The sequence below is a fragment of the Nocardia sp. NPDC046473 genome, from assembly GCF_040645995.1.
Lineage (GTDB): Bacteria > Actinomycetota > Actinomycetes > Mycobacteriales > Mycobacteriaceae > Nocardia.
The window spans coordinates 15,371-35,927 of sequence record NZ_JBEYZJ010000003.1 but is presented as its reverse complement, the minus strand read 5'-3'; the positions used below and the strand labels follow the sequence as shown (position 1 = coordinate 35,927).

Below are 20,557 nucleotides of genomic sequence, written 5' to 3'. Positions count from 1 at the left end.
TGCTCAGATCGGACGGAAGTCGATCATCTTGCGCAGTCGCGCACGATCACGCTCGAGGCGACGGGCCTCATAGGCGATCGGGAAGTACCGCACCCGTTCCGGAAGCAGCGGAACCGTGCGGGCGATCACCCAACCCAGCGCCCGCAGCCTGCGCTCATCGGATTCACTCCAGGTCAGTCCGAGCTTTTCCCGCGCGACCTCGGGTGTCGTACCCACCGTCACGAAGTACTGCATCCGCCCGACCGGGGCGACGGCCCGCCGCCAGAGTGGCGCGAAGATCCGCGGCAACTGCTTCGGCGGCGCGACCGACCGGATCACCCGCAGGTAGTCGCGCGCGGTCCCGGTGGCCTGCAACTGGTTCGCCACCATGTCGGCGAAGAACGTCTCGAACTCGGCATAGCTCGCCGAAATCTCCTTGGGCGCCACCGAGAAGTTGCGCATCAACTGCGCCATCTCCCGGTAGACCGCCTCCTTCTCCGCCGGAGAGAGCGGATTGCGGGCGAAGTACTTCGCGTTTTCGGCAAAGGCGAACGTTCCGGTGTGCAGCACCCAGGCCCACGGCCCCGAGGCCAGCGCCTTGTGCCGGACGCCGTGCGCGTCGGTGGTGTTGAGCGAGGCGTGCATGGTGCGCAGCCGATCGGCCTCGACGAGGGCCTCCTCGCCGCCGTAGATCCACATCATCACCGACGCGATGCTGCGCAGCGCGCGACCCATCGGGTCGGTGCGGAAGGTGGAATGTTCGTCGACCACCGCGGAGATGCTCGGCTCCATGGTCTGCAGCAGAAAGGCGGAACCGGCGGTCAACGAGAAGGTGATCAGCCCGGTCTCATCCCACAGGCGGGTACCCGGCTCGAACGGACGGCGCGCACGCGCGCTGGTGGTTTCGAGGGCGGCGGACGCGGTCATCGTGATCTCCTTTGATCAACACCCATAAAGCGATGAGAGGATTAGCGTAACATTCTCTCATCATCTTGAGTAGGGTTGACCGAGCGTGGATGACGCGAGGGTTCCGTGCGCCCTAGGCTTTGCTGCTATGACGAGCGAGTGGCGCAGCCGCGACGGCCGCATCGGGGTGCTCACCGGGGCGGGCATCTCCACCGACTCCGGCATCCCCGACTTTCGCGGTCCGCGCGGCGTGTGGACGAAAGATCCGATCGCCGAACTGCTTTCGACCTACGACAACTACCTGGCAGATCCGGAACTGCGCCAACGCGCGTGGCTGGCCCGGCGGGACAACCCGGCCTGGGCGGCCCGACCCAACGCCGCGCACGTCGCGCTCGCCGAGCTGGCGCAGGCGGGACGCGCGGTCACGATCATCACCCAGAACATCGACCGGCTGCACCAGCGCGCCGGTTCGCCGACCGACCGGGTGATCGAGATCCACGGCAACATGTTCGAGGTGGTCTGCGTCGAATGTGATTACCGGACAACGATGGCCGCGGTGCTGGACCGCGTCGCGGCGGGCGAGGCGGACCCGCCGTGCCCGCAGTGCGGCGGCGTGCTGAAGTCGGCGACCATCATGTTCGGCCAGCAGCTGGACCGGCGCACCATGATGAAGGCCGCGTTGTCCGCGCAGACCAGCGCCATCTTCCTGGCGATCGGCAGCTCGCTGCAGGTCGAGCCCGCAGCCTCGATGTGCGCCATCGCCGTCGAGAACGGCGCGGACCTGATCATCGTCAACAACGAAGCGACGCCGTATGACTCGATGGCCACGGAGCTCGTCCGCGAACCCATCGGCACCGCCGTGCCACGCCTGGTCGCCGAGATACTCGCCGCCCGCGCATGACCGAACGCATGTTCAGTCGACGGGGCCGAGGACCCGGCTCAGGTAGGCGTTGCTGAAGCGGCCCTTCGGATCGAACCTGCGGCGCACCTCGGCGAAGCGATCCCAGTCGGGGTAGCGCTCGCGCAACGTGTCTGCGGTTTGGAAGTGCCGCTTGCCCCAGTGCGGGCGGCCGTTGTACTTGTCGAACACCGCCTCGCAGGCGCGGAAGTACGGCTCGTACGCCATGCCTCGGTACTGATGCACCGCGATGTAGCAGGTGTCGCGCCCGGCGGCGGGGGAGAGGAACGCGTCGTCGGGGGCGACCCAGCGGACCTCGATCGGCATCGCGGTATGGAATTTGGTTGAGAGATCCTTGATTTCGCGGATCGCCGTCGCGGCGTGCTCGCGCGGAATCGCGTATTCCATCTCGGTGAAGCGCAGCAGGCGCGGGGACGCGAAGACCCGGTAGGAGCGGTCGACCTGGCGACGGTAGCTGCCCGCGTAGGCGGCGCCGCGCTGGATGTACGGCACCAGCCGCGGTTGCCGGCGGGCGAGCTTGCACAGCGCGTCGAAGGTGTAATTGGACATCAGGATGTCGGTGAGCCAGTCGACGGCCTTGCCGCGCGGCTGCTCGGGTAGGTCGACGGGATTGTTGCGCTTGGTCATCGCCAGCGGGCTGTGCCCGAACATGTAGAACTCGAAGTGCTGGTTGTCGTCGACGTAGGCGTCCAGGTCGGCGAGGATGTCGTCCACGGGGACCGGCCGCTCGATGCCCTCGAGCACGAACGACGGCACCAGCTGCAGCGTCGCGGCGGTGATCACGCCGAGCGCGCCGATGCTGACCCTGGCCGCGCGCCAGCCCTCGGGGTCGGTCTGCGCGTTCAACTCGACCCGGCTGCCGTCGGCGAGCATTAGTTCGATGGAATGCAGTGCGGCCGAGAGGTTTTGCAGGGTGGACCCGGTGCCGTGGGTACCGGTGGCGGTGGCGCCCGCCACGGTCTGTACATCGATGTCGCCCAGGTTGGGAAAGGCGAGGCCGTGCTCGTGCAGCGCGTTGCTCGCGGCGTTGAGGGTGATGCCCGCCTCGACCCGGACGCGTCCGGTGGCGGTGTCGACGTCGAGCACGCGGTTGAGGTTCGCGAGGTTCAGTAGCACGCCATCGGTCAGGACGGTGTCGGTGAACGAATGTCCCGCTCCGGCGACGCGCACGATCTGTCCGGCGTCGCTCGCTCGGCCGAGGATCTCGGCGACCTCATCGGCGGTGCGCGGGGAGGCGATGGTGGCCGGCGCGCACTGTTGATCGCCAGCCCAGTTCACCCACGAGTTGGTCATGTGACCAACTGTAGGGGATCGGCGTGTGGTATGGCCTGCTAATAACGCAGTTGTTACCTTTTGCGTCCCGCGCAGGCGCCTTTGGCCTGCTCTACCTCGCTGTCGTTGAGCGGCGGCATCAATAGCTGCTGCGGCGGCGTGCCGTCGGCTCGTACGCCGTTGAGCACGATCGCCATGTAGCGCTGCCAGACATCGGGATTGACCGGCCTGGCGAACTCGGCGATGCCGTCGACCATGTGGATCAGCGCGAAGAAGTCGGAGGGCTCGATGCCCGGGGCGAGCACGCCGGCGTCGCGGGCGCGATCGACGATGGCCGTGACGGTCGGCTTGATGCGGTCGCGGACGACGACGAACCGGTCGACGTCGTCTTCCAGCTCGAGCATCACCTCGCTGAAGCCGCGATTCTTCGCCATGTGCCTGCAGGCGTACTCGAAGAACTCGACCAGGCCGAACCAGGGATCGGCGTGCCGGTAGGCGGCGTCGGCCGCCTCGGCGAACTCGCTGATGCTCTGTTCGAAGACTTCGGTGATCAGTTCCTTCTTGTTGGCGAAGCGTCGGTAGACGGTGCCGACGCCGACGCCTGCGCGTTCGGCGACGTCGTCGAGGGTGATCTCGAGTCCGTGATCGGCAAAGAGTTCGCGCGCCGCGGCGATGATCCGCTGCTGATTTCGTGCGGCATCGGCACGCAGGCGGCGGGGCGGAGAGAGGGCCGTGGCGTGATTCACACTCACATCCTATCAAGTATCGGGATTAAGCGGAGGCGTTCTCTCCGTTATGGTGGTAGCTTCTTACGATAACCGGAGGCATCAACTCCGCATCAATACTCGAGACAAAGGGGACACATGACTACCACGTTCGACCGTGGGGCACCCGCCCCCGCTAAAACGGATCAGGGCCGTCGCGGCTCGCACGCCCTGCGTTGGTGGGTGCTCGCCGTCCTCGGCGTGGCACAGCTCATGGTCGTGCTGGACGCGACCGTCGTGAACATCGCCCTGCCGGCCGCCCAGCGCGACCTCGGCTTCAGCGATGGCGACCGGCAGTGGGTGGTCACCGGTTACGCATTGGCGTTCGGCAGCTTGCTGCTGCTCGGTGGCCGGCTCAGCGACCTCTTCGGTCGCCGCAACACCTTCATCATCGGCCTGATCGGCTTCGCCGGCGCCTCCGCGGTCGGTGGCGCGGCCACCAGCTTCGAGATGCTGGTCGCGGCGCGCGTCGGGCAGGGTGTATTCGGCGCACTGCTGGCCCCGGCCGCGTTGTCGCTGCTCACCGTTACCTTCACCGAACCGAGTGAGCGGGCCAAGGCCTTCGGCATCTTCGGTGCGGTCGCGGGTGCGGGCGGTGCGATCGGCCTGCTGCTCGGCGGCATGCTCACCGAGTGGGCGAACTGGCGCTGGGTGATGTTCGTCAACCTGGCCTTCGCGGCCGTCGCCCTGGTCGGCGCAGTGCTGCTGCTGGCCAAGCACGTGACCACGAACCGGCCCAAACTCGACATCCCCGGCACCATCGTGGTGACCGCCGCGCTGTTCGGCATCGTGTACGGCTTCTCGCACGCCGAGTCGACCAGCTGGACCAATCCGGTCACGCTGAGCTTCCTCATCGGCGGCGCGGTGCTGATCGGTGTGTTCGCCTGGCTGGAGACCAAGGTCGCGCATCCGCTGCTGCCGCTGCGCATCGTGTTGGACCGCACCCGCGGTGGCTCATTCCTGACCGTGTTCGTCATGGGCATCGGGATGTTCGCGATCTTCCTGTTCCTCACCTACTACATGCAGCTGAGCATGGGCTACTCGCCGATCAAGACCGGCCTGGCGTTCCTGCCGATGGTGGCGGCCATGGTCGTCTCGTCCACCACGGTGCCCTCGTTCGTGCTGCCGAAGCTCGGCCCGAAGGTCGTCATGTCGGGCGGCTTCCTGATCGCCGCGGGCGGTATGGCCTGGCTGACCCAGATCGGCCTGGAGACCGGATACTCCTCGCACATCCTGCCCGCACTGATCCTGCTCGGCCTCGGCCTCGGTGGTGCGATGTCGACCGCGTTCCAGGGGGCGACCTCCGGGGTGCACCACGAGGACGCCGGTGTGGCCTCGGCGATGATCAACACCAGCCAGCAGGTCGGTGGCTCGATCGGCACGGCGCTGCTCAGCACCATCGCCGCCTCGGCCGCCACCAACTACCTGTCGACCCGTGCGCCGGATCCGTTGACCGTCGCGCAGTCCGCGGTAGAGAGCTACACCACCAGCTTCTGGTGGGCCACGGCGATCTTCGTGGCAGGCGCGGTGATCACCGCGGTGCTGATGCCGAACACGGTGCCGGTGCCGTCGGAAGGTGAGCCGGTGCTCGCGCACTGACGGTGTTATTGGCCGCGTGGCCGCGGCGTGTTCGCGGCCCCGGGTGTCTCGCGTCCGAGTGGTCGAGACTCGCGCCTGCGGCGCATGCGCTTCGACCACTCGGACGCGAGACGGGCCGCGAACGCGCTCGCAGAACTCGCGCTGTGGTGGTCGCCAGAGTCCCGAGTGTTGCGTTCGCTCGAACGACACAGCGCCCGCAGTCAACGAAGACTGCGGGCGCTGTGTTGTATTGACCGACTCAGCAGTTACTGGGTGCCGGGATACCGGCGAAGCGGTCGCCGAGGTAGTTGAACGCGTTGATCGCGCCGGGCACCATCGCGGTGCCGTGGTCGGCGCCGGGGATCAGGTCGAGCTGGACGCGGACGCCCTGGCCGCAGTACCGGCCGAGGACGTCACGCACCAGCTGCGGTGACACCTGGTCGTTGGCGCCGTGCCATTCGTAGATCGGGGTGCGCGGGACGCCGGGGTAGATCTCGATGCTGTTCTCGTGCAGGATGCGGACCACCGTCGGGTCGGCGTCCATCGCGCCGTAGAAGACATCGTTGAAGCTCTTGTTCGCGCCTGCGTTGATGATGTCGTTGGTGCAGGCGTTCGCGATCTGGCTGCGCAGCGCGAAGCCGGCCGGGTTCAGGATCCGAGCCATCTCCAACTCGGCCGGGTACTCGCGCTCGAGTCCGATGGCGGCCGCGAAGCCGAGGCCGAACAGCGGGCTCCGCTGCAGCCCGACGTCCTGGGCCAGCTTGCCGATGTTCATCGGGACACCGCCCTGCGCCGCGCCGACGATCGGCAACTCCGGCGCGTATTCCGGCGCGAGCGCCGCGGCGAACCCGGTCGCCATGCCGCCACCCGAATAGCCCGCCATGCCGACCACGCTGCCGCCGAGATCGGCTGGGCCGAAACGCTTTACGGCGCGGATGCCGTCGAGGGTCAGCCTGCCGCCGAGGCGCGCGGCACCGTAGGCGCTGGTCGGTCCGAGATGATCGGGCACCGCGACCGCCCAGCCCCTGGCCAGCAGTGCGTTCAGCGCGGGCGCCTCCTGCATGGTGCCGTCGAAGATGCTGTGCGAGGGCGCGCACTGCATGCCGAGTGAGTTGACGAACGGTTGATACGACACGATCGGCCGGTTCATGCCGCCACCGGGCGGCAGCAGCAGTGTCGTCATCGCGCCGATCGGTTCGTCGGCGGAATTGGTCGACCGGTAGAGCAGCTGCCAGGCCGTCGCGCCCGGGAAACCGTTGGCGGCCACCGGCCTGCTGCGCATCACGTCGCCCGGCTGGAAGTTCGCGACATCCGGTGGCGCGCTGTAGAAGCCGTCGCCGTCGGGCACCGGATAGATCGGTGCGGCCACCGCGGGCGCCAGGTGTCCGAGCCCGGCCGAGGCCGTCGCGAGGGCCACGATCGAGAGTCGACGCAGAGTACGGCCGACGGCTAGCTGTCGTCTGCCTGAGGTTTGCTGACGCGCCGGTCGGCGAGCCTCCGCCGTCTCCGGTTGCGCATTCGGTTGTGCCCGCTGTGCCGCCATCGTTGCTCCGACCTGAGTAAGTGAGGGGTGGAGGCAACTTCGGCCAAACCTTCAGGCCATTCGTACGCGGAACTCGGCCGGATGTCAACGAACAACGCTGTTCGTAGTGTCTTTCCCGGTAGGTCCGGCTGAACGGACCGACCGGTCCAACCGATAACATTGCGCAGGTGGCATTCGGCGCGGAGGGGCAGCAGGCGGGGGGTACCGCGCTGATCGAACCGTCGGAGCCCGGGCAGATCTCGTTCGGCGCACTCGTCGGCGACAGCGGCGGCGGGTGTCCGGTCGCGGTGGCGCGAGCGGGTCCCCTGGTCGACGCTCGCGGTAAATGTCATGGGATGCTTTGCTATCGGGATTCTGATGGTTCTGAGCATCGCGAGATGGGTAGCCCAGAAACTGCTGCGTCCCTTTCCCGGTATCGGAGTGCTCGGCGGCTTCACCACCTTTTCCACCTACCGTGTCGCGGTTCGTAGACTGCTCGAATCGGGCGCCGCGGTCCAGGCGCCTGCTAGCTCGGGGGAACGGTGGTGGCGTCGCTGAGGCTGGAAACGGGAATCACTCGACAGTCAACGGCAACGGCACGACGGAAGGGGGCCAGGCAGTGGGAGACGCAGGACAGTGGCAACCCGCGGCGCGACTGACGGTGCTGCTCGACGAGGACGACAAATGGCGGCACACCCCCCTGTACGCCGAGATCATGGGACGCGCCCGCGACACCGGCCTGGCCGGGGCGAGCGTGTGGCGTGGCATCGAAGGCTACGGCGCGTCCTCGCGGATCCACACCACGCGCGTCCTGGACATGGCCGACCATCTGCCGCTGGTGCTGATGCTCGTCGACGAAGCCGACCGGTTGCGCGCGTTCGTCGAGCAGAACGCCGAGCTGTTCACCACTCTCAACGTCGCGCTCTCGCCGCTGGAACTGTGGCAGGGAGCCGCCCGATGATCCTGCCGCTCGACGCGCCCGTTCGGCGTCGCGTAGATCCTGTCGTACCAGCACGTTTCGGTGCTCTGCTGCCACTTGGCACGCAGACCGTTAACATTGTCGGTTCGGCGCTGCTCGGTGGATTGAGCGGCGCGAGTGCGGGCAATCGGCCGACAGCCGCCGCCGGTACGGGTTTTCGCGGCGCGCTGACCGGGTTCAGCACCTTCGGTCACGAGACGCTCCGGCCGGTGACGGTCGCGGCCTGCCTGATCGCGGTCTTCGTCGCCGCGTCGACGACACAGTGGTTGTGGCCATGATCCTGATGACGAGCAGGGCGCAGCCGATACGGAAGGGAGACCCGAGCATGGCCCATGATCGAGCAGGGCGACTCGCGCGTCCCACCGATCTGGAAGACATCGCACATCTGGTCACGGCGTACTACAGCCAGATTCCGGATCCGTCGGATCCGGCACAGCAGGTGGTTTTCGGCACGTCGGGACATCGCGGCTCCAGCCTGGACACCGCGTTCAACGAGGCGCACATACTCGCGATCACCCAGTCGATCGTGGAATACCGTGCGACCCGCGGGATTACCGGTCCGGTGTATCTGGCCAGGGACACCCACGCGCTGTCCGAGCCCGCCATGGTCACCGCGCTCGAGGTACTCGCCGCCAACGACGTGACCGCGATGATCGACGCCCGCGACCGATACACGCCGACGCCGGCGCTGAGTCACGCTGTGCTGCGCCACAATCGGGGCGGCACCCGCAATCAGGCCGACGGCATCGTGATCACTCCGTCGCACAATCCGCCGCGCGACGGTGGCTTCAAATACAACCCGCCGCACGGCGGTCCGGCCGACAACACGGCCACCGACGCCATCGCCGCGCGCGCCAACGAACTGTTGCGCAGCGGGCTCGCCGGGATCAAGCGAACCACCCTGCAGCACGCGCTGGAGACCAACGTCCAGCGCTACGACTACCTCGACCACTACATCGCCGACCTGCCGAACGTGTTGAACCTGGACGCGATTCGTGGCGCGGGCATCCGGCTCGGCGCCGACCCGATGGGCGGCGCGAGCGTCGACTACTGGGAAGAGATCGGGCAGCGCTACGACCTCGAGCTGGAGGTGGTCAACCCGTTCGTCGACCCCACCTGGCGGTTCATGACCCTCGACAGCGACGGCAAGATCCGGATGGATCCGTCCTCGCGCTACGCGATGGCCTCGCTGATCGCGATCAAGGACGACTACGACCTGTCCACCGGCAATGACGCCGACGCGGACCGGCACGGCATCGTCACGCCCGACGGCGGGCTGATGAACCCGAACCACTTCCTCGCGGTGGCCATCGAGTATCTCGTCGCGAACCGGATGGGGTGGGACGCGCTCACCAAGATCGGCAAGACGGTGGTCACCTCGTCGATGATCGATCGGGTGGTCAGCGTGCTCGGCCGCGACGTGCACGAGGTGCCCGTCGGCTTCAAGTTCTTCGTGCCCGGATTGTTCAGCGGCAGCCTCGCTTTCGGTGGTGAGGAGAGCGCGGGCGCGTCGTTCCTGCGGATGGACGGCACCGTGTGGACCACCGACAAGGACGGCATCCTGCTCGCGCTGCTCGCCGCCGAGATCGCCGCGGTCACCGGGCAGAGCCCGTCGGCGCGCTACGTCGAACTCGAACGCCGGTACGGCAGTCCCGCCTACGCGCGGATCGACGCGGCCGCGACGACGGAACAGAAAGCGCTGCTGGCGAAGTTGACTCCGGACATGATCACCACCAAGGAGATCGCCGGTGAGCCCATCACGTCCGTGCTCACCAGGGCGAAGGGCAACGGCGCGCCGCTCGGCGGGCTCAAGGTGACCACCGAGAACGCGTGGTTCGCCGCCCGGCCGTCCGGCACCGAGGACAAATACAAGATCTACGCGGAGTCGTTCCACGGTCCCGAGCACCTCGCGCAGGTGCAGGCGGCCGCGGAGGAAGTGGTGGGACAGGCGCTAGCCGGTGAGTAGATCGTCGGCAGTCGGCGCGGCACGGTCCAGCGACCGGGTGGAGCCACTGCCCATCGAGATCTGGGTGCTCGTCGGCGGCGCGTTCGTCATCGCGATCGGGTTCGGGCTGGTCGCCCCGGTGCTGCCGCAGTTCGCCCGCAGCTTCGGGGTCGGCGTCGCGGCGGCCTCGGCGATCGTGAGCGCGTTCGCGTTGATGCGGTTGTTGTTCGCGCCGGTGAGTGGGCGGCTGGTGCAGCGGTTGGGGGAGCGGTCGGTCTATCTCACCGGTCTGCTGATCGTCGCGCTGTCCACCGGTGCCAGTGCGCTGGCCCAAAGCTATTGGCAGCTGATGGTTTTGCGGTCGCTCGGCGGGGTCGGGTCGACCATGTTCACCGTGTCGTCGCTGGCGCTGGTGATTCGGATGTCGCCGCCTGCTGCGCGCGGTCGAGTGTCCGGGCTGTGGTCGACCGGTTTTCTGATCGGGTCGGTCAGCGGTCCGCTGGTCGGTGGGGCACTGTCCGGGTTCGGCTTGCGGATGCCGTTCGTGATCTACGCGGTCGCGTTGCTCGTGGTGACCGTCGCGGTGTATCTGGCCCTGCGGAATTCGCAGCTTGCCGCGCCGGAACCCGTTGGCGGCCTGCGGATGATGTCGTTCCGGGAAGCGTGGGTCCGGCCGGAGTATCGGGCGGTGCTGTGGTCCAACTTCGCCAACGGGGCCGCGATATTCGGTGTGCGCATGGCGTTGGTGCCGCTGCTCGTCGTGGAGGTGCTGCATCAGACGCCCGGCATGGCCGGGGTGGCGTTGACCGTGTTCGCGGCGGGCAATATCGCGGTGCTCTTCCTGGCCGGTCGATACTCCGATCGCTGGGGGCGCAAGCCTTTTCTGATCACCGGGTCGTTGATCTGTGCGCTCGGCACGGCCGGTCTCGGCATCGCCGACACGCTGCCCTGGTTGCTCGCCACCTCGTTCGTGGCCGGCCTCGGCGCCGGCATGTTCACGCCGACCCAGCAGGCCGCGGTCGCCGACATCATCGGCCCGAACGCCCGCGGCGGACCGGTGCTCGCGGGCTTCCAGATGGCGGCCGATCTCGGCACGGTGCTCGGCCCGGTCGCGGTGGGCGCGCTGGCGCAGCAGGCGTCGTATGGCCTCGCGCTTGCCGTCACCGGCGCGCTGCTCGCCGTCGCGGCGGTGGCGTGGGCGGTGGTGCCGGAGCCGTTGCGTAAGCGGGAAGATCCGGTGCGGGAGTCGGAATGCGACCACGGCTGTGGTGCGAACGGGGCCGATCATCACCTGGCGGGGCATGATCCCGACATCGACCACGCGGTGAACGATGCGGCGGGCGCACCGATCGCCGACAGTCCGGTGCCACCGATTGCCGAGCCTGTTACCGCCGAGCGGGTGATGCCCGATATCGGCAGTGCGGCGCGGCCCATAGCTGAGGTGCCAGGTATCGGCGGCCCGATGCGGGGCGAGGTGACCGACGTGGACACCGAACCGAATGCCCGCAATTCGGTCGCGCGCTAGCCGCCGCGCATTCCCCTTCTGCCCCGCCGAGGTCGTTGCGTCACAGCCGGGTAGCGACAGGGATCCTGCGCACGGATTCGCCTCCCTCTCACGAACTCGCCGAACAAGTTGTGCGCGTAGTGCGAATGCATACGCAGCAGGTGCGCGGTGTCGAGCGTGGCTGTGTTGTCAGCTCAGCCACGGAAAGTGGCAGAGGCACGGCCGCGCGCAGATTTGCCTGCCGCGCGCGAAATTGTTGGATGAGTTGTGCGCTTGCCGAGAATTCGTGCGCGGCAGTCGCGCCAGGCTCCCGTTGTGGGCTCGCTGCGGCGGTGTCCTCAGTCAGGCGCGTGCGCGGCGGTGAGGCCGCGCACGGATTTGTCTGCTGCGTCCGTTATTACTGGATGGGTTGTGCGCGTGGCGCGAATTTGTGCGCGGCGGGACCTGTACATGGCGGTCGGACGGTTGACGGGTGGACCAGGTGTGCGGAGTCTCGCAGCGGGTGGGGGTTGGCGGCGGGGGTGTTGGTCGGTTGCGGCAGAGTGTTGGGGTGAGCGAAGCGCGTTCGAACTACACCCCGCGGCCCATGTCCAGCAAGACCACCTATGCGTTGGGCGCCGTTGCCCTCGCGTTGATCGCGGTGATCGTTATCGTGGCGATCCGCAGCGGGCATGACGAGGCGAGTGTGCGCAACGACGGGTACGGGGCCGCGCACGATCCCGGTGTGCACGTGATGCTGGAGCCGGACGGTTCGATTCTGCTCGGCAGGCCCGGTGCGCCGAAGACGGTCGATATCTTCGAGGATCCGATCTGCCCCGGCTGCGGCAACATGGAACGCATCTACGGTCAGGAGATCGCGCAGCAGATCGATGAGGGCAAGCTGGCGGTGCGCTACCGGCTGGTGAACTTCCTCGATCCCCGCTCACGGAGCAAGGACTATTCGTCGCGCGCGGTGGCCGCCAATCAGTGTGTCGCAGAGGGTGGTTCGGGTCCGGTGTACTCGAAGTTCCACACCGAACTGTTCACCACCAAACGCCCGAGCGAGGGCGGCGCCGACCTCAGCAACGACGAACTCGCCGCGCAGGCCAGGGTCGCGGGCGCGCCGGAGTCGGTGCTGCAGTGCATCTCCACCGGCGCCAAGGTCGACGCGGCCCGCACCAGCGCGACCGCGACGACCGATGCCCTCGGCGCGGCCCTCGGCGGCTCCGCGGCAACGCCCGCCGTGTTCGACGGAAAGACGAAGATCGAGGTGAACAACGAGGACTGGGTAGTCGCCCTGACCCGCTGATGACGACTTGACATGGATCGAGCAAATGCGCCGCGCGACATCGACTTGCGTGGCTAGGCTTTTTTGAAAGCGGTCATGTGCCCGAGTATCGCGCGTAAAGGGATGAACGATGACGAATTCCGAGTCGGCCCCAGTCGAGTTCGATGTGTCGAAGCCGAGTATCTCGAGAGTCTACGACGCGCTACTCGGTGGTAAGGATTATTACCCGTCCGACGAAGTCGTGCTCGACCACCTGCGGGAAACCATGCCCGAGGTCGATGAGCTGGCCAAACTGAATCGGGCGGTGCTCGGCCGCGGGGTCAAATATCTCGCAGGCGAAGCGAGACTGAAGCAGTACCTCGACCTTGGTGCAGGCCTGCCCACCATGGAGAACACCCACCAGGTCGCGCAAGCGCTGCAGCCGGAGTCCAAGGTCGTCTACGTCGACAAGGATCCGATCGTGTTGGCGCACGGGCGCGCACTACTGGGCGAGAACGGTCAGACGCGCGTCATCACCGCCGATCTGCGCGACCCCGCCGCGGTGCTGGCCCATCCGGAGGTGCAGAAGATGATCGACTTCTCCGAACCGGTGGCCATCATGCTCGTCGGCATGTTGCATCACCTGCACGACGACGAGGATCCCGAGGGCGTGGTCGACGGGTACCTGGATGCCGTGCCGGTGGGCAGCCACCTGTTCATCACCCACTTCCTCGACACCGGTGACGAATCGCGCGCGTTGGAGAAGTCGTTCCTCGACTTCCTCGGTACCGGGCGGTTCCGCACCCGCGAGGAGATCATGCGTTTGTTCCGCGGCTGCGACCTGGTCGAGCCCGGCTTGGTGCCGCTGTCGTATTGGCGACCAGACAAGATCGTGCGCGACAAGCTGACTCTCGTCGAGGAGATCATCGTCGGCGGGATTGCCGTCAAGTCCTGAGCGTGGGTGGGGCCGGGCCGGACACACCACCCTGTCGCGGCCCGGCCCCGCTCGACGTGGGCGATCCGACTCCAGGAGTTCCCCGGGACCGCGGGCGCCGAGCATTCGGTTGGTTCGGGGGCCGAGCCAACGAACTCGTCGCGGACTCGGCCCGCTCGGTGGGGTACCCGGCTTCCCCAGTCAGCCGGACCGCCGAGCATTCGGTTGGTCGCAGGACGGTCGCGTTCGATGGCCCGGACATTCTCTCGGCGTCGAGTCGGTTGGTTCATGGGCCGAGCCGCCGGCTCCACCAGTCGGCGGCTCGGCCCGTTCGACGGCGCGGTCCTGCTTCCCCAGTCGGCCGGGACCGCCGCGCGTCGAGTTTTCAGTTGGTCAGTGGGTTCGCGCATCGGTTCGGCGGTTCACTGCGCCGTGCTGATCGCGGGAGTTGTTGTGTCATCGGGGATTTCGTCCTCCGGAGTGACTTGGCACAGTTGGCGGTGGACCAGGACGTGGCCGCGGAAGGGGTAGGCGAGGTCGTCGGGGAGGTTGATCGCGAGTGCCTGGGGTGGGGCGTCGGTCGGGCCGGTCGGTACGTCGATGTCCCTGTGCGGGAACAGGTATCGGGCGCCTTCGCGGGCGGTGGTGTGCACCTCGCCGGTCGGCGCGGTCCACTGCAATCGATCCGGGTCGGCCAACCAAGTTTCCCATGGCGCTTTCTTGTTGTCTGCCAACGTTTTCAGGCGATGGTGACGCGCGCACAGCACCGTTGCTTCGGCGAGTGACCGATCGAGTTCCGATTCGGCCGCGGGAATCGTGCATCCCGGGAACCGGCACATCCCGTCCCGCGCACGCACTTCCCGATCCAGGCGTGGTGCCCGCGTGCCCGGGTCATCGTCCGACTGTTCCGGAATCACTTGGAACCGGGCATGTTCGGCGAGGATCCGGGCCAGTGCGGCATCGATCGGTCCGTACCCGGCCAGAAACGCGGGCGCGTCCCGCATTCCGAGCAAGGTGTCGGCCGGAATCCCGATCTGGATCAACGGCCGGCGCGGCGGGTCGCCCACCATATCCTCCTTCGGACATCGCACACCGCGCCCACATGTGCACCGCAACTGCCCCGACCCGTCGGCCAGCGCCACCAGCGCGTCGGCGCGCCGCTGCGGCATCGTCCGCGGATCCCATGCACACACCTGCAAACTCATCTCCCGCAGCCGCATGGCCACCGTCTGCGCGCCGGGCGCGGGCAGCAGCCCGTCGAACACCGCCATGCTGTCCTGCACCGCCCGAATCCGGACGTCCCGATCATCCTGGCGCCGCTCCCGCCGCCGTTGCGCCCCACCGGGATCCAGCCGCGCCGCCCACCGCCGCGCCGCCTGTCGCAGCCGCACCGGCGTAGTCCGCTCCGCCGTCTCCAGCAACCTCGGCTCCAACTCGCCGAGCACATCCCTGGCCACCGCACGCGTGTTGTCGATGATCACCCGCACCTTCGCCAGGTCGATCCGCCCCGCCGCGAACTCCGCCCGCGTGCGCGGCAACCAATCCTCCAGCGCCAACCCGACATCGATCATCGCCGCTGCAGACCCCTCATCGACCTGCAACGCCACCGCCGCCTCCGTAGCCGCGAACTCACCTGCCCGCACGCCACCCGGCCCCGGCTCCGCATTCGCCGCCCGATGCCGCCGATACAACTCCCGTACCGCGAACACCTCCGCCGCTTGCGCCGCCGCCGAAGCCCCATGCGCAGTCCGAAGGGCGTCGATCAGCCCCTCATCGCTCATGGCCTGAAAGTCCAGCGCTGAGAGATCGTTTCCTTCGAACATGCGTTCGAGTCTACGACCGCCGGTCCCACTCCGCCACCCCCGATTCAACGCGATTTGGCCGCCGCCGTACCCGTGGTGTAACTTCGTTCAGGCAGTCAGGGAAACCTGAAAGCAACCCACTCGGGGCTATGGCGCAGCTGGTAGCGCACCACACTGGCAGTGTGGGGGTCAGGGGTTCGAGTCCCCTTAGCTCCACTTCATTAAGAATCCGCAGGTCGCCAGGGCCTGCGGATTTCTGTTTCTGGACAGCATAAGAACCGCGCGTTTGAGGGCGTCGTGGTCGGCGGCACGCAACTCGGTCGTTGCTAGTACGCTGCGCGGCGTAGTACTTGGCCATGGTAATCGCTCCATAGCGGCATAGAGGATGTCTTAAGCCGCAGCCGGACTCGATCGCCAGCCAGCGATTTTAGTCGATCCGAGCCGCCCGCGCAGCGGCATAGAAAGACGTTTAGTGCGTCGATTCCGTGGACGTGGGGAACGTCCTCCTGATGCGCTTGTCGGGCTTGGTGTCCCATCGCCGTGAGGAGGACGTTCCATGGGTAACGGTAGCGGTGTGTCCCGGGGTGATCGCAACCGCAACGCGCGTTTGGCGCGTTTGCGGGCCTTGGTGCCGATCGAGAACGCGATCGTGGGGATTGATCTGGCCGATCGTAAACAGATGGTCGTCGTGTGTGACCATGATTCGAAAGTCCTGGCCCGCAGAACGTTCCGGTGCCGAGCCTGGGATATGGGTGCCGCGTTGGACTGGGCCGGGCAACGCGCCGCTGCGGCCGGGTTCGCTGGGGTGACGGTGGCGTGTGAACCGACCGGGCATCGGTGGCGAGTGCTGGGGCAGCTGGCCGCTGATCGGAGCATGTTATTCGTGTGTGTGCAGCCCGCGATGACCGCGTGGTCACGCCGTGCCGAGGATTTGACCACGGACAAGACCGACGACAAAGACGCGGTGCTGATCGCGCGGTTGACCGCGCAGTTGCGCTGCTATGCCCCCGAGCCGGTCGATGAAACCTGGGGCCGGTTGCGGCATCTGGGTGCGCGCCGCGAGCAACTGCTGGTCGAGATGGTCTCCCAGATCCAGCAGATCCGGGCTTTGCTCGAGTGCGTGTGGCCGGCCGCGCTCGAGGCTGCCCAGCAACCGTTCAAATCCCGGACCTGGATGGCGGCGTTAGGGGTGATCTGCGGTCGCGATGGCGGCGATTTCGCGCGCAGCCGCCGGTTGGGCCGAGACCGGCTCGAGCGCCTGGTCCGTGGCGAGGTCACCCGCGGTGGTGCGAAGCGGGCGTGTTTTCGGATCACCGGGAAACTCTTTGCCGCACTCGATGATCGGGCTGGGGTGCTCGCGCATCGGCGCGGTGCGCTGGAACGGGTGCACTTGCTGGTCGAGGACTGGGCCGAGGGCAAGCGGCGCCTGGCTGAGACCGAGGCCCGCATGACCAGCATCCTCGATGAACTGAAGCTCACCGAGCTGGTCACCTCGATCGTCGGGTTGTCCGCGGTCGGAGCCGCGGCGATCCTGGCCGAAACCGGCGACCCCGCACGGTTTCCCACCGCTCGGGCGGTGGTCAAACACGCTGGTCTCGCACCGAGGGAGAAGAAGTCCGGTGCCTTCACCGGCCGCGCCCGACTCACCGGGGCGGGCCGTCCCGGGCTGCGGGTGGCTGCCTGGAGAGGCGTGTGGGGCACCCAACGCGCCAACCCGGTTTATGCCGCCCGCTATCGGCATCTGACCACCCGAGAGGCCAACCCGCTCACCCCCACCCAAGCTCAGGCCGTGATCGCCGCGGCGATCCTGCGCCAGCTCCACGCGGTCGTTACGACCCGACAACCCTGGAACCCGCACATCGCCACCCACGGCACGACCACCTCGGCAACCACCATGATCTCGACCGCCGCCTAACGGCGGCCCGGTCGAGCGGAAGGTCGGGGCGAGCCCCACGCGGCATCGAGACACAACCCTGGTGATCTCGTCGCTCATCATGGGCAGCTCCGACCTGTCGTCACACAAACCCGATTACACGCTGCCGGGCACCAACCCCATTAACGCTATGCCGGGACGACGACAGACCACGGAGCACCGACCGAACCGCTTGACTTATAACGTCTTACGCTGATGAGCGGATGTCCGCCCGCAGCATGGTCGGCAAAGTGCTGTGATCGCCGAGATGATCTCCGCGCCTGGGTCATTGGTAGCCCGCCGGCCGGGCAGTCCGCTAACTTACATCGCAGCAACCTTGAACGATCAACATCGCCCTAGGGCCATCTCGTATGTGGCGAGGCGTCATTCGCTCCGCCACGAAGCCGAGTGGTGCGGGTCGAGTGTTCTGCACAAGGTTGCTGGTAGGGCCTCTGCGAGAGCAGAGGATGGTTGCGGTTCGGCGGATGGGAAGGGTGTTGGATGAGTAGTAGCGAGAGGTATCTGGACTGGGTGGGGACTACCACTCCTCGCTCGGCGGACAAGTCGGATTACGACAAGGACCCGTTGGAGATATTCCATCAGGTTCAGGTCGATGTGGATACCGAGGCCAGCATCAAGGTCGTCGACGACCCGCAGGAGACGCGCGGTCGGGTGTGGTTGTTCGACAAGCCATCCCACGACACAAGCGTTCGCTGTCAGTCCAGTGGGATCGTGCCGCTCTACGAACCAGGTGCTCGTTACGAGGCATGGGACGAGGGAGAGATCTACGACATCAGCTGGAGCAGTCTGCTGATGCCCATGACCGACGAAGAGAGCCAGAAGTTCGGCAGCTACATTGTTTTCGACTGGAGGTCCTACCAAGGCGGCGTGCAGGACTCTCCGTTTCACTTGAAAGTGAGCAAGAAGGCTGGGAGTGGCCTCGGATTGGATCTCGTTCACTCGAACGAATCCAGGCAATCAGTGACCATCTGGGAGGGAGCGATCGAATCCGGTCAGTGGCAAGACATTCGCCTCCGTGTCCGCTTCTCGGGAAATCGTACACAGGGATGGATTCGCCTGTACCTCAACGGGGAAGCCCAGGACTTCAGCCGGGACGACAACAACGGCCCGACCCAGGCGCAGGAGTTCCGAGGGCGCACCTGGGACTATTCAGGGTCTCCGAAGTGGGGCGTCTACAACCGGAACAACCCCGGCCAGAATCTGAAGCATTACCTCGACAGCCCCCGGATTCGCCGCATCAAATGACCTGCTCCGAGCGGGTGGCGAACGGACTCACCAGAACACAATGAGCTTGGTCGGTCTGTTCCAGTGCCGGTGCATGGCACAGGGACTGGAACAGGTCGGCCAGCATTGCAGTAGTGCGCGCTTCTCGGCATTACCGTGTGTTGCTGGACGGGCATGGTTGAGGTGAAATACGCCCTGCTGCTTGATGTTTGATCATGGTTCCGGTGTGCTGATCTTGGTTTGGTGGCTGTTGTCTTCCCGCACCTGGCCGCTCTGAGACTCGAGCGCGTCTACCAGGCCGGTGCGGGAGTGCGGATCCAGGCGAGCCCACAGACTGTGGCGTCGGCGTGTCCAGCCTGTTAGACAGCCGATCTGATCGACTGACCAACGCGCGCCGTACGGCACGTGCGGCCGCTGCGGCATCACATCGTTGGATTCCAGCGGGCTTATTCTTTGATCAGTGGAATCTTCGGGCCGTCCATCTTGTAGACGACGATCGCGGCGTTCTCGGCCTCGGTGGCCGCGTTTGCCAAGGCGACGTCGGTACGGGCGCCGGCAGCGGCACGGGCGGCTTTTGCGGCCTTCTTCGCTGCTGCTACCTCGTTCGCCGTATCCTTTCTGGTGGCATCGGTCGCGCTTGCAGGGAGGTGATCATTTATGTCCTCCGCGCTTTCCTGGCCTTTGTCGGCGGACGTTCCAGAGATGCTGGTAGCCAGCCAATCAGACGCCGGCCACCGTCCGCTCGAAACGCCCGCCCCGTGGCCAGGCCACGAATCAACTGATTCGGGTGATCCGCAGCACCGGGATCAGTCGCCGTGTCTTGGCCTCGAACTCGGCGAAACCCGGTTGGACGGTTATGGCCTTCGCGAGCAGCCGGGTCCGCTCTTCACCCTCGGTGGGCGTCGCTTCGGCCCGGTAGCTGTCGGCACCGACCTCGACGGTGAGTTCCGGGTTGGCGACGAGGTTGTGATACCAGACCGGATTCCGGTCGGAACCGGCGGCGGAGGCGATGACGAAAATGTCGCCACCGTCGGTGAAGTACACGACAGGGCTGATGCGCGTCAGGCCGGTCCGGGCGCCGACGGTGGTCAGCAATGCCAGCTCGAACGTGGCGAATCGGCCGCCGACCCGGCCGCGGTTGGCACGGAACTCGGCGATGACTTCAGGGTTGTACTCGAACATTCCGTTCCGATCGTCGATTCGGATGTTGTTGCGGACAACGAGGATCACATAATCGGCAGAAGTGCGCGTCCCCATGGATGCGCGCTTCTCGCCAGATGCGGACGTTCGCTAACGCGCGGGTCGCGGCTAGTGCGTTCTGGTTTCGGCAAGCCGGTGCCTGCTGCGGAACGTGCGCTTTCTCGGCGGTAGTCAGTTCGCTCACCGCTGGGTCCACGGATGGACCAGCCCGCGGAAACTCTCTCGGCGAGAACATATCCCCGGCTCAGGGCGCGGTGTGGTCCACCGATGTCACCCGATACCGGGTCACTGCTCGGGGTGCGGGTGGCTGAAAACCGGTTCGAACCGTTCTGACCTTGTGCGGACGCGTATCGCCTTATCGCTGGTCCGCGGCAGTGCCTCGAAATCCGCGGAGACGACGAGCGGTGCGCTCAGGTGTAGGGGTCGGTGATCTCGCGCAGATGGGTCATGATCGTGCGCAGCTGGGCCATCTGCCGCGCGCCGAGGTGTTCCTCCCATTCGGCTTCGACCCTTGCAGCTTCGGCGTTGGCGGTCTGGGCGCCGCGGATGCCGCGGTCGGCGAGTCGGATGAGGCGGGCGCGGCCGTCGGTCGGGTCGGGTATCCGCTCCACGTATCCGGCGTGCTCGAGCTGGTCGACGAGGAATCCTGCAGTCTGCTTGGTGATCTGAGACTGTTCGGCGAGGTCGGTGAGCCGATTGCCCTGAGGGTTGATTCGGGCCAGTAGTCGTCCCTGGGCGTGGGTGACCTCGCCGAAGCCCGCATCGGCCAGCGCGGCGAAGACCCGATTCTCTACCGACCGGTAAGCGATGAACATCAACGTTGCGACGTTCGGGACGGCCTCGGACACGA

General features: G+C 66.7%; 17 protein-coding genes, 1 tRNA gene and 1 pseudogene. 12 read left to right on the top strand and 7 right to left on the bottom strand.

Annotated features, from left to right (window positions below):
• Positions 1-3: 3 nt before the first annotated feature.
• On the bottom strand, positions 4-906 hold the full coding sequence (locus ABZ942_RS10145; RefSeq protein WP_357380423.1) for an oxygenase MpaB family protein: 903 nt from the start codon (positions 904-906) through the stop codon (positions 4-6).
• Positions 907-1,033: 127 nt separating this feature from the next.
• Between ABZ942_RS10145 and ABZ942_RS10140 the strand changes: the two genes are divergently transcribed.
• Positions 1,034-1,786: a Sir2 family NAD-dependent protein deacetylase gene (locus ABZ942_RS10140; RefSeq protein ID WP_357380422.1), complete on the top strand. Its 753-nt coding sequence runs from the start codon at positions 1,034-1,036 to the stop codon at positions 1,784-1,786.
• Between the two features lie 12 nt (positions 1,787-1,798).
• Here ABZ942_RS10140 and ABZ942_RS10135 read toward each other — a convergent pair whose 3' ends face one another.
• Positions 1,799-3,097: a D-arabinono-1,4-lactone oxidase gene (locus tag ABZ942_RS10135; protein ID WP_357380421.1), complete on the bottom strand. Its 1,299-nt coding sequence runs from the start codon at positions 3,095-3,097 to the stop codon at positions 1,799-1,801.
• 53 nt (positions 3,098-3,150) lie between these two features.
• Positions 3,151-3,822: a TetR/AcrR family transcriptional regulator gene (locus ABZ942_RS10130; RefSeq protein ID WP_357380420.1), complete on the bottom strand. Its 672-nt coding sequence runs from the start codon at positions 3,820-3,822 to the stop codon at positions 3,151-3,153.
• 117 nt (positions 3,823-3,939) lie between these two features.
• Between ABZ942_RS10130 and ABZ942_RS10125 the strand changes: the two genes are divergently transcribed.
• Positions 3,940-5,439: an MFS transporter gene (locus ABZ942_RS10125; protein WP_357380419.1), complete on the top strand. Its 1,500-nt coding sequence runs from the start codon at positions 3,940-3,942 to the stop codon at positions 5,437-5,439.
• A gap of 238 nt (positions 5,440-5,677) precedes the next feature.
• Here the strand turns inward: ABZ942_RS10125 and ABZ942_RS10120 are convergent, their stop codons facing one another.
• Positions 5,678-6,835 carry a lipase family protein gene (locus ABZ942_RS10120; RefSeq protein WP_357380418.1) on the bottom strand — a complete coding sequence of 386 codons (1,158 nt, stop codon included), beginning with the start codon at positions 6,833-6,835 and terminating at the stop codon, positions 5,678-5,680.
• Positions 6,836-7,291: 456 nt separating this feature from the next.
• On the opposite strand from ABZ942_RS10120, the gene ABZ942_RS10115 reads away from it, so the two are divergent.
• The 7 genes and pseudogenes from ABZ942_RS10115 (at position 7,292) to ABZ942_RS10085 (ending at position 13,569) form a co-directional block, all read left to right on the top strand.
• Positions 7,292-7,498 (top strand): CrcB family protein, encoded by a 207-nt coding sequence (locus ABZ942_RS10115; RefSeq protein WP_357380417.1) that lies wholly within the window; start codon positions 7,292-7,294, stop codon positions 7,496-7,498.
• Positions 7,499-7,559: 61 nt separating this feature from the next.
• The gene (locus ABZ942_RS10110) at positions 7,560-7,901 is read left to right on the top strand and encodes a DUF190 domain-containing protein (protein ID WP_357380416.1); all 342 of its coding nucleotides are present in this window, start codon (positions 7,560-7,562) and stop codon (positions 7,899-7,901) included.
• Positions 7,898-8,197: a CrcB family protein gene (locus ABZ942_RS10105; RefSeq protein WP_357380415.1), complete on the top strand. Its 300-nt coding sequence runs from the start codon at positions 7,898-7,900 to the stop codon at positions 8,195-8,197. Before ABZ942_RS10110 ends, ABZ942_RS10105 begins: the two co-directional genes overlap by 4 nt.
• A 47-nt stretch (positions 8,198-8,244) precedes the next feature.
• Positions 8,245-9,885, top strand: a complete 1,641-nt coding sequence (pgm, locus tag ABZ942_RS10100) for a phosphoglucomutase (alpha-D-glucose-1,6-bisphosphate-dependent) (RefSeq protein WP_357380414.1) — start codon at positions 8,245-8,247, stop codon at positions 9,883-9,885.
• 37 nt (positions 9,886-9,922) lie between these two features.
• Positions 9,923-11,101: pseudogene (locus ABZ942_RS10095) on the top strand (MFS transporter); the annotation flags it as partial.
• An 817-nt stretch (positions 11,102-11,918) separates the two neighbouring features.
• Positions 11,919-12,656, top strand: a complete 738-nt coding sequence (locus ABZ942_RS10090; RefSeq protein WP_357380413.1) for a thioredoxin domain-containing protein — start codon at positions 11,919-11,921, stop codon at positions 12,654-12,656.
• Positions 12,657-12,765: 109 nt separating this feature from the next.
• Positions 12,766-13,569 (top strand): SAM-dependent methyltransferase, encoded by an 804-nt coding sequence (locus ABZ942_RS10085; RefSeq protein ID WP_357380412.1) that lies wholly within the window; start codon positions 12,766-12,768, stop codon positions 13,567-13,569.
• Between the two features lie 401 nt (positions 13,570-13,970).
• Here ABZ942_RS10085 and ABZ942_RS10080 read toward each other — a convergent pair whose 3' ends face one another.
• Positions 13,971-15,371 carry a DUF222 domain-containing protein gene (locus ABZ942_RS10080; protein ID WP_357380411.1) on the bottom strand — a complete coding sequence of 467 codons (1,401 nt, stop codon included), beginning with the start codon at positions 15,369-15,371 and terminating at the stop codon, positions 13,971-13,973.
• Positions 15,372-15,493: 122 nt separating this feature from the next.
• Here ABZ942_RS10080 and ABZ942_RS10075 point away from each other — a divergent pair.
• The 3 genes from ABZ942_RS10075 to ABZ942_RS10065 all read left to right on the top strand — a co-directional run bounded on the left by ABZ942_RS10075 (position 15,494) and on the right by ABZ942_RS10065 (position 18,528).
• Positions 15,494-15,566 (top strand) — tRNA-Ala (locus tag ABZ942_RS10075).
• A gap of 340 nt (positions 15,567-15,906) precedes the next feature.
• Positions 15,907-17,265 carry an IS110 family transposase gene (locus tag ABZ942_RS10070; RefSeq protein WP_357380410.1) on the top strand — a complete coding sequence of 453 codons (1,359 nt, stop codon included), beginning with the start codon at positions 15,907-15,909 and terminating at the stop codon, positions 17,263-17,265.
• A 498-nt stretch (positions 17,266-17,763) separates the two neighbouring features.
• Positions 17,764-18,528 (top strand): heparin lyase I family protein, encoded by a 765-nt coding sequence (locus tag ABZ942_RS10065; protein WP_357380409.1) that lies wholly within the window; start codon positions 17,764-17,766, stop codon positions 18,526-18,528.
• Between the two features lie 753 nt (positions 18,529-19,281).
• Here the strand turns inward: ABZ942_RS10065 and ABZ942_RS10060 are convergent.
• Entirely contained in the window at positions 19,282-19,764 is a 483-nt protein-coding gene (locus tag ABZ942_RS10060; protein WP_357380408.1) for a nitroreductase/quinone reductase family protein, read from the bottom strand.
• 353 nt (positions 19,765-20,117) lie between these two features.
• A complete protein-coding gene (locus ABZ942_RS10055; RefSeq protein WP_357380407.1) occupies positions 20,118-20,555 on the bottom strand; it encodes a MarR family transcriptional regulator in 438 nt (145 codons plus the stop codon).
• Between the last annotated feature and the right edge of the window lie 2 nt (positions 20,556-20,557).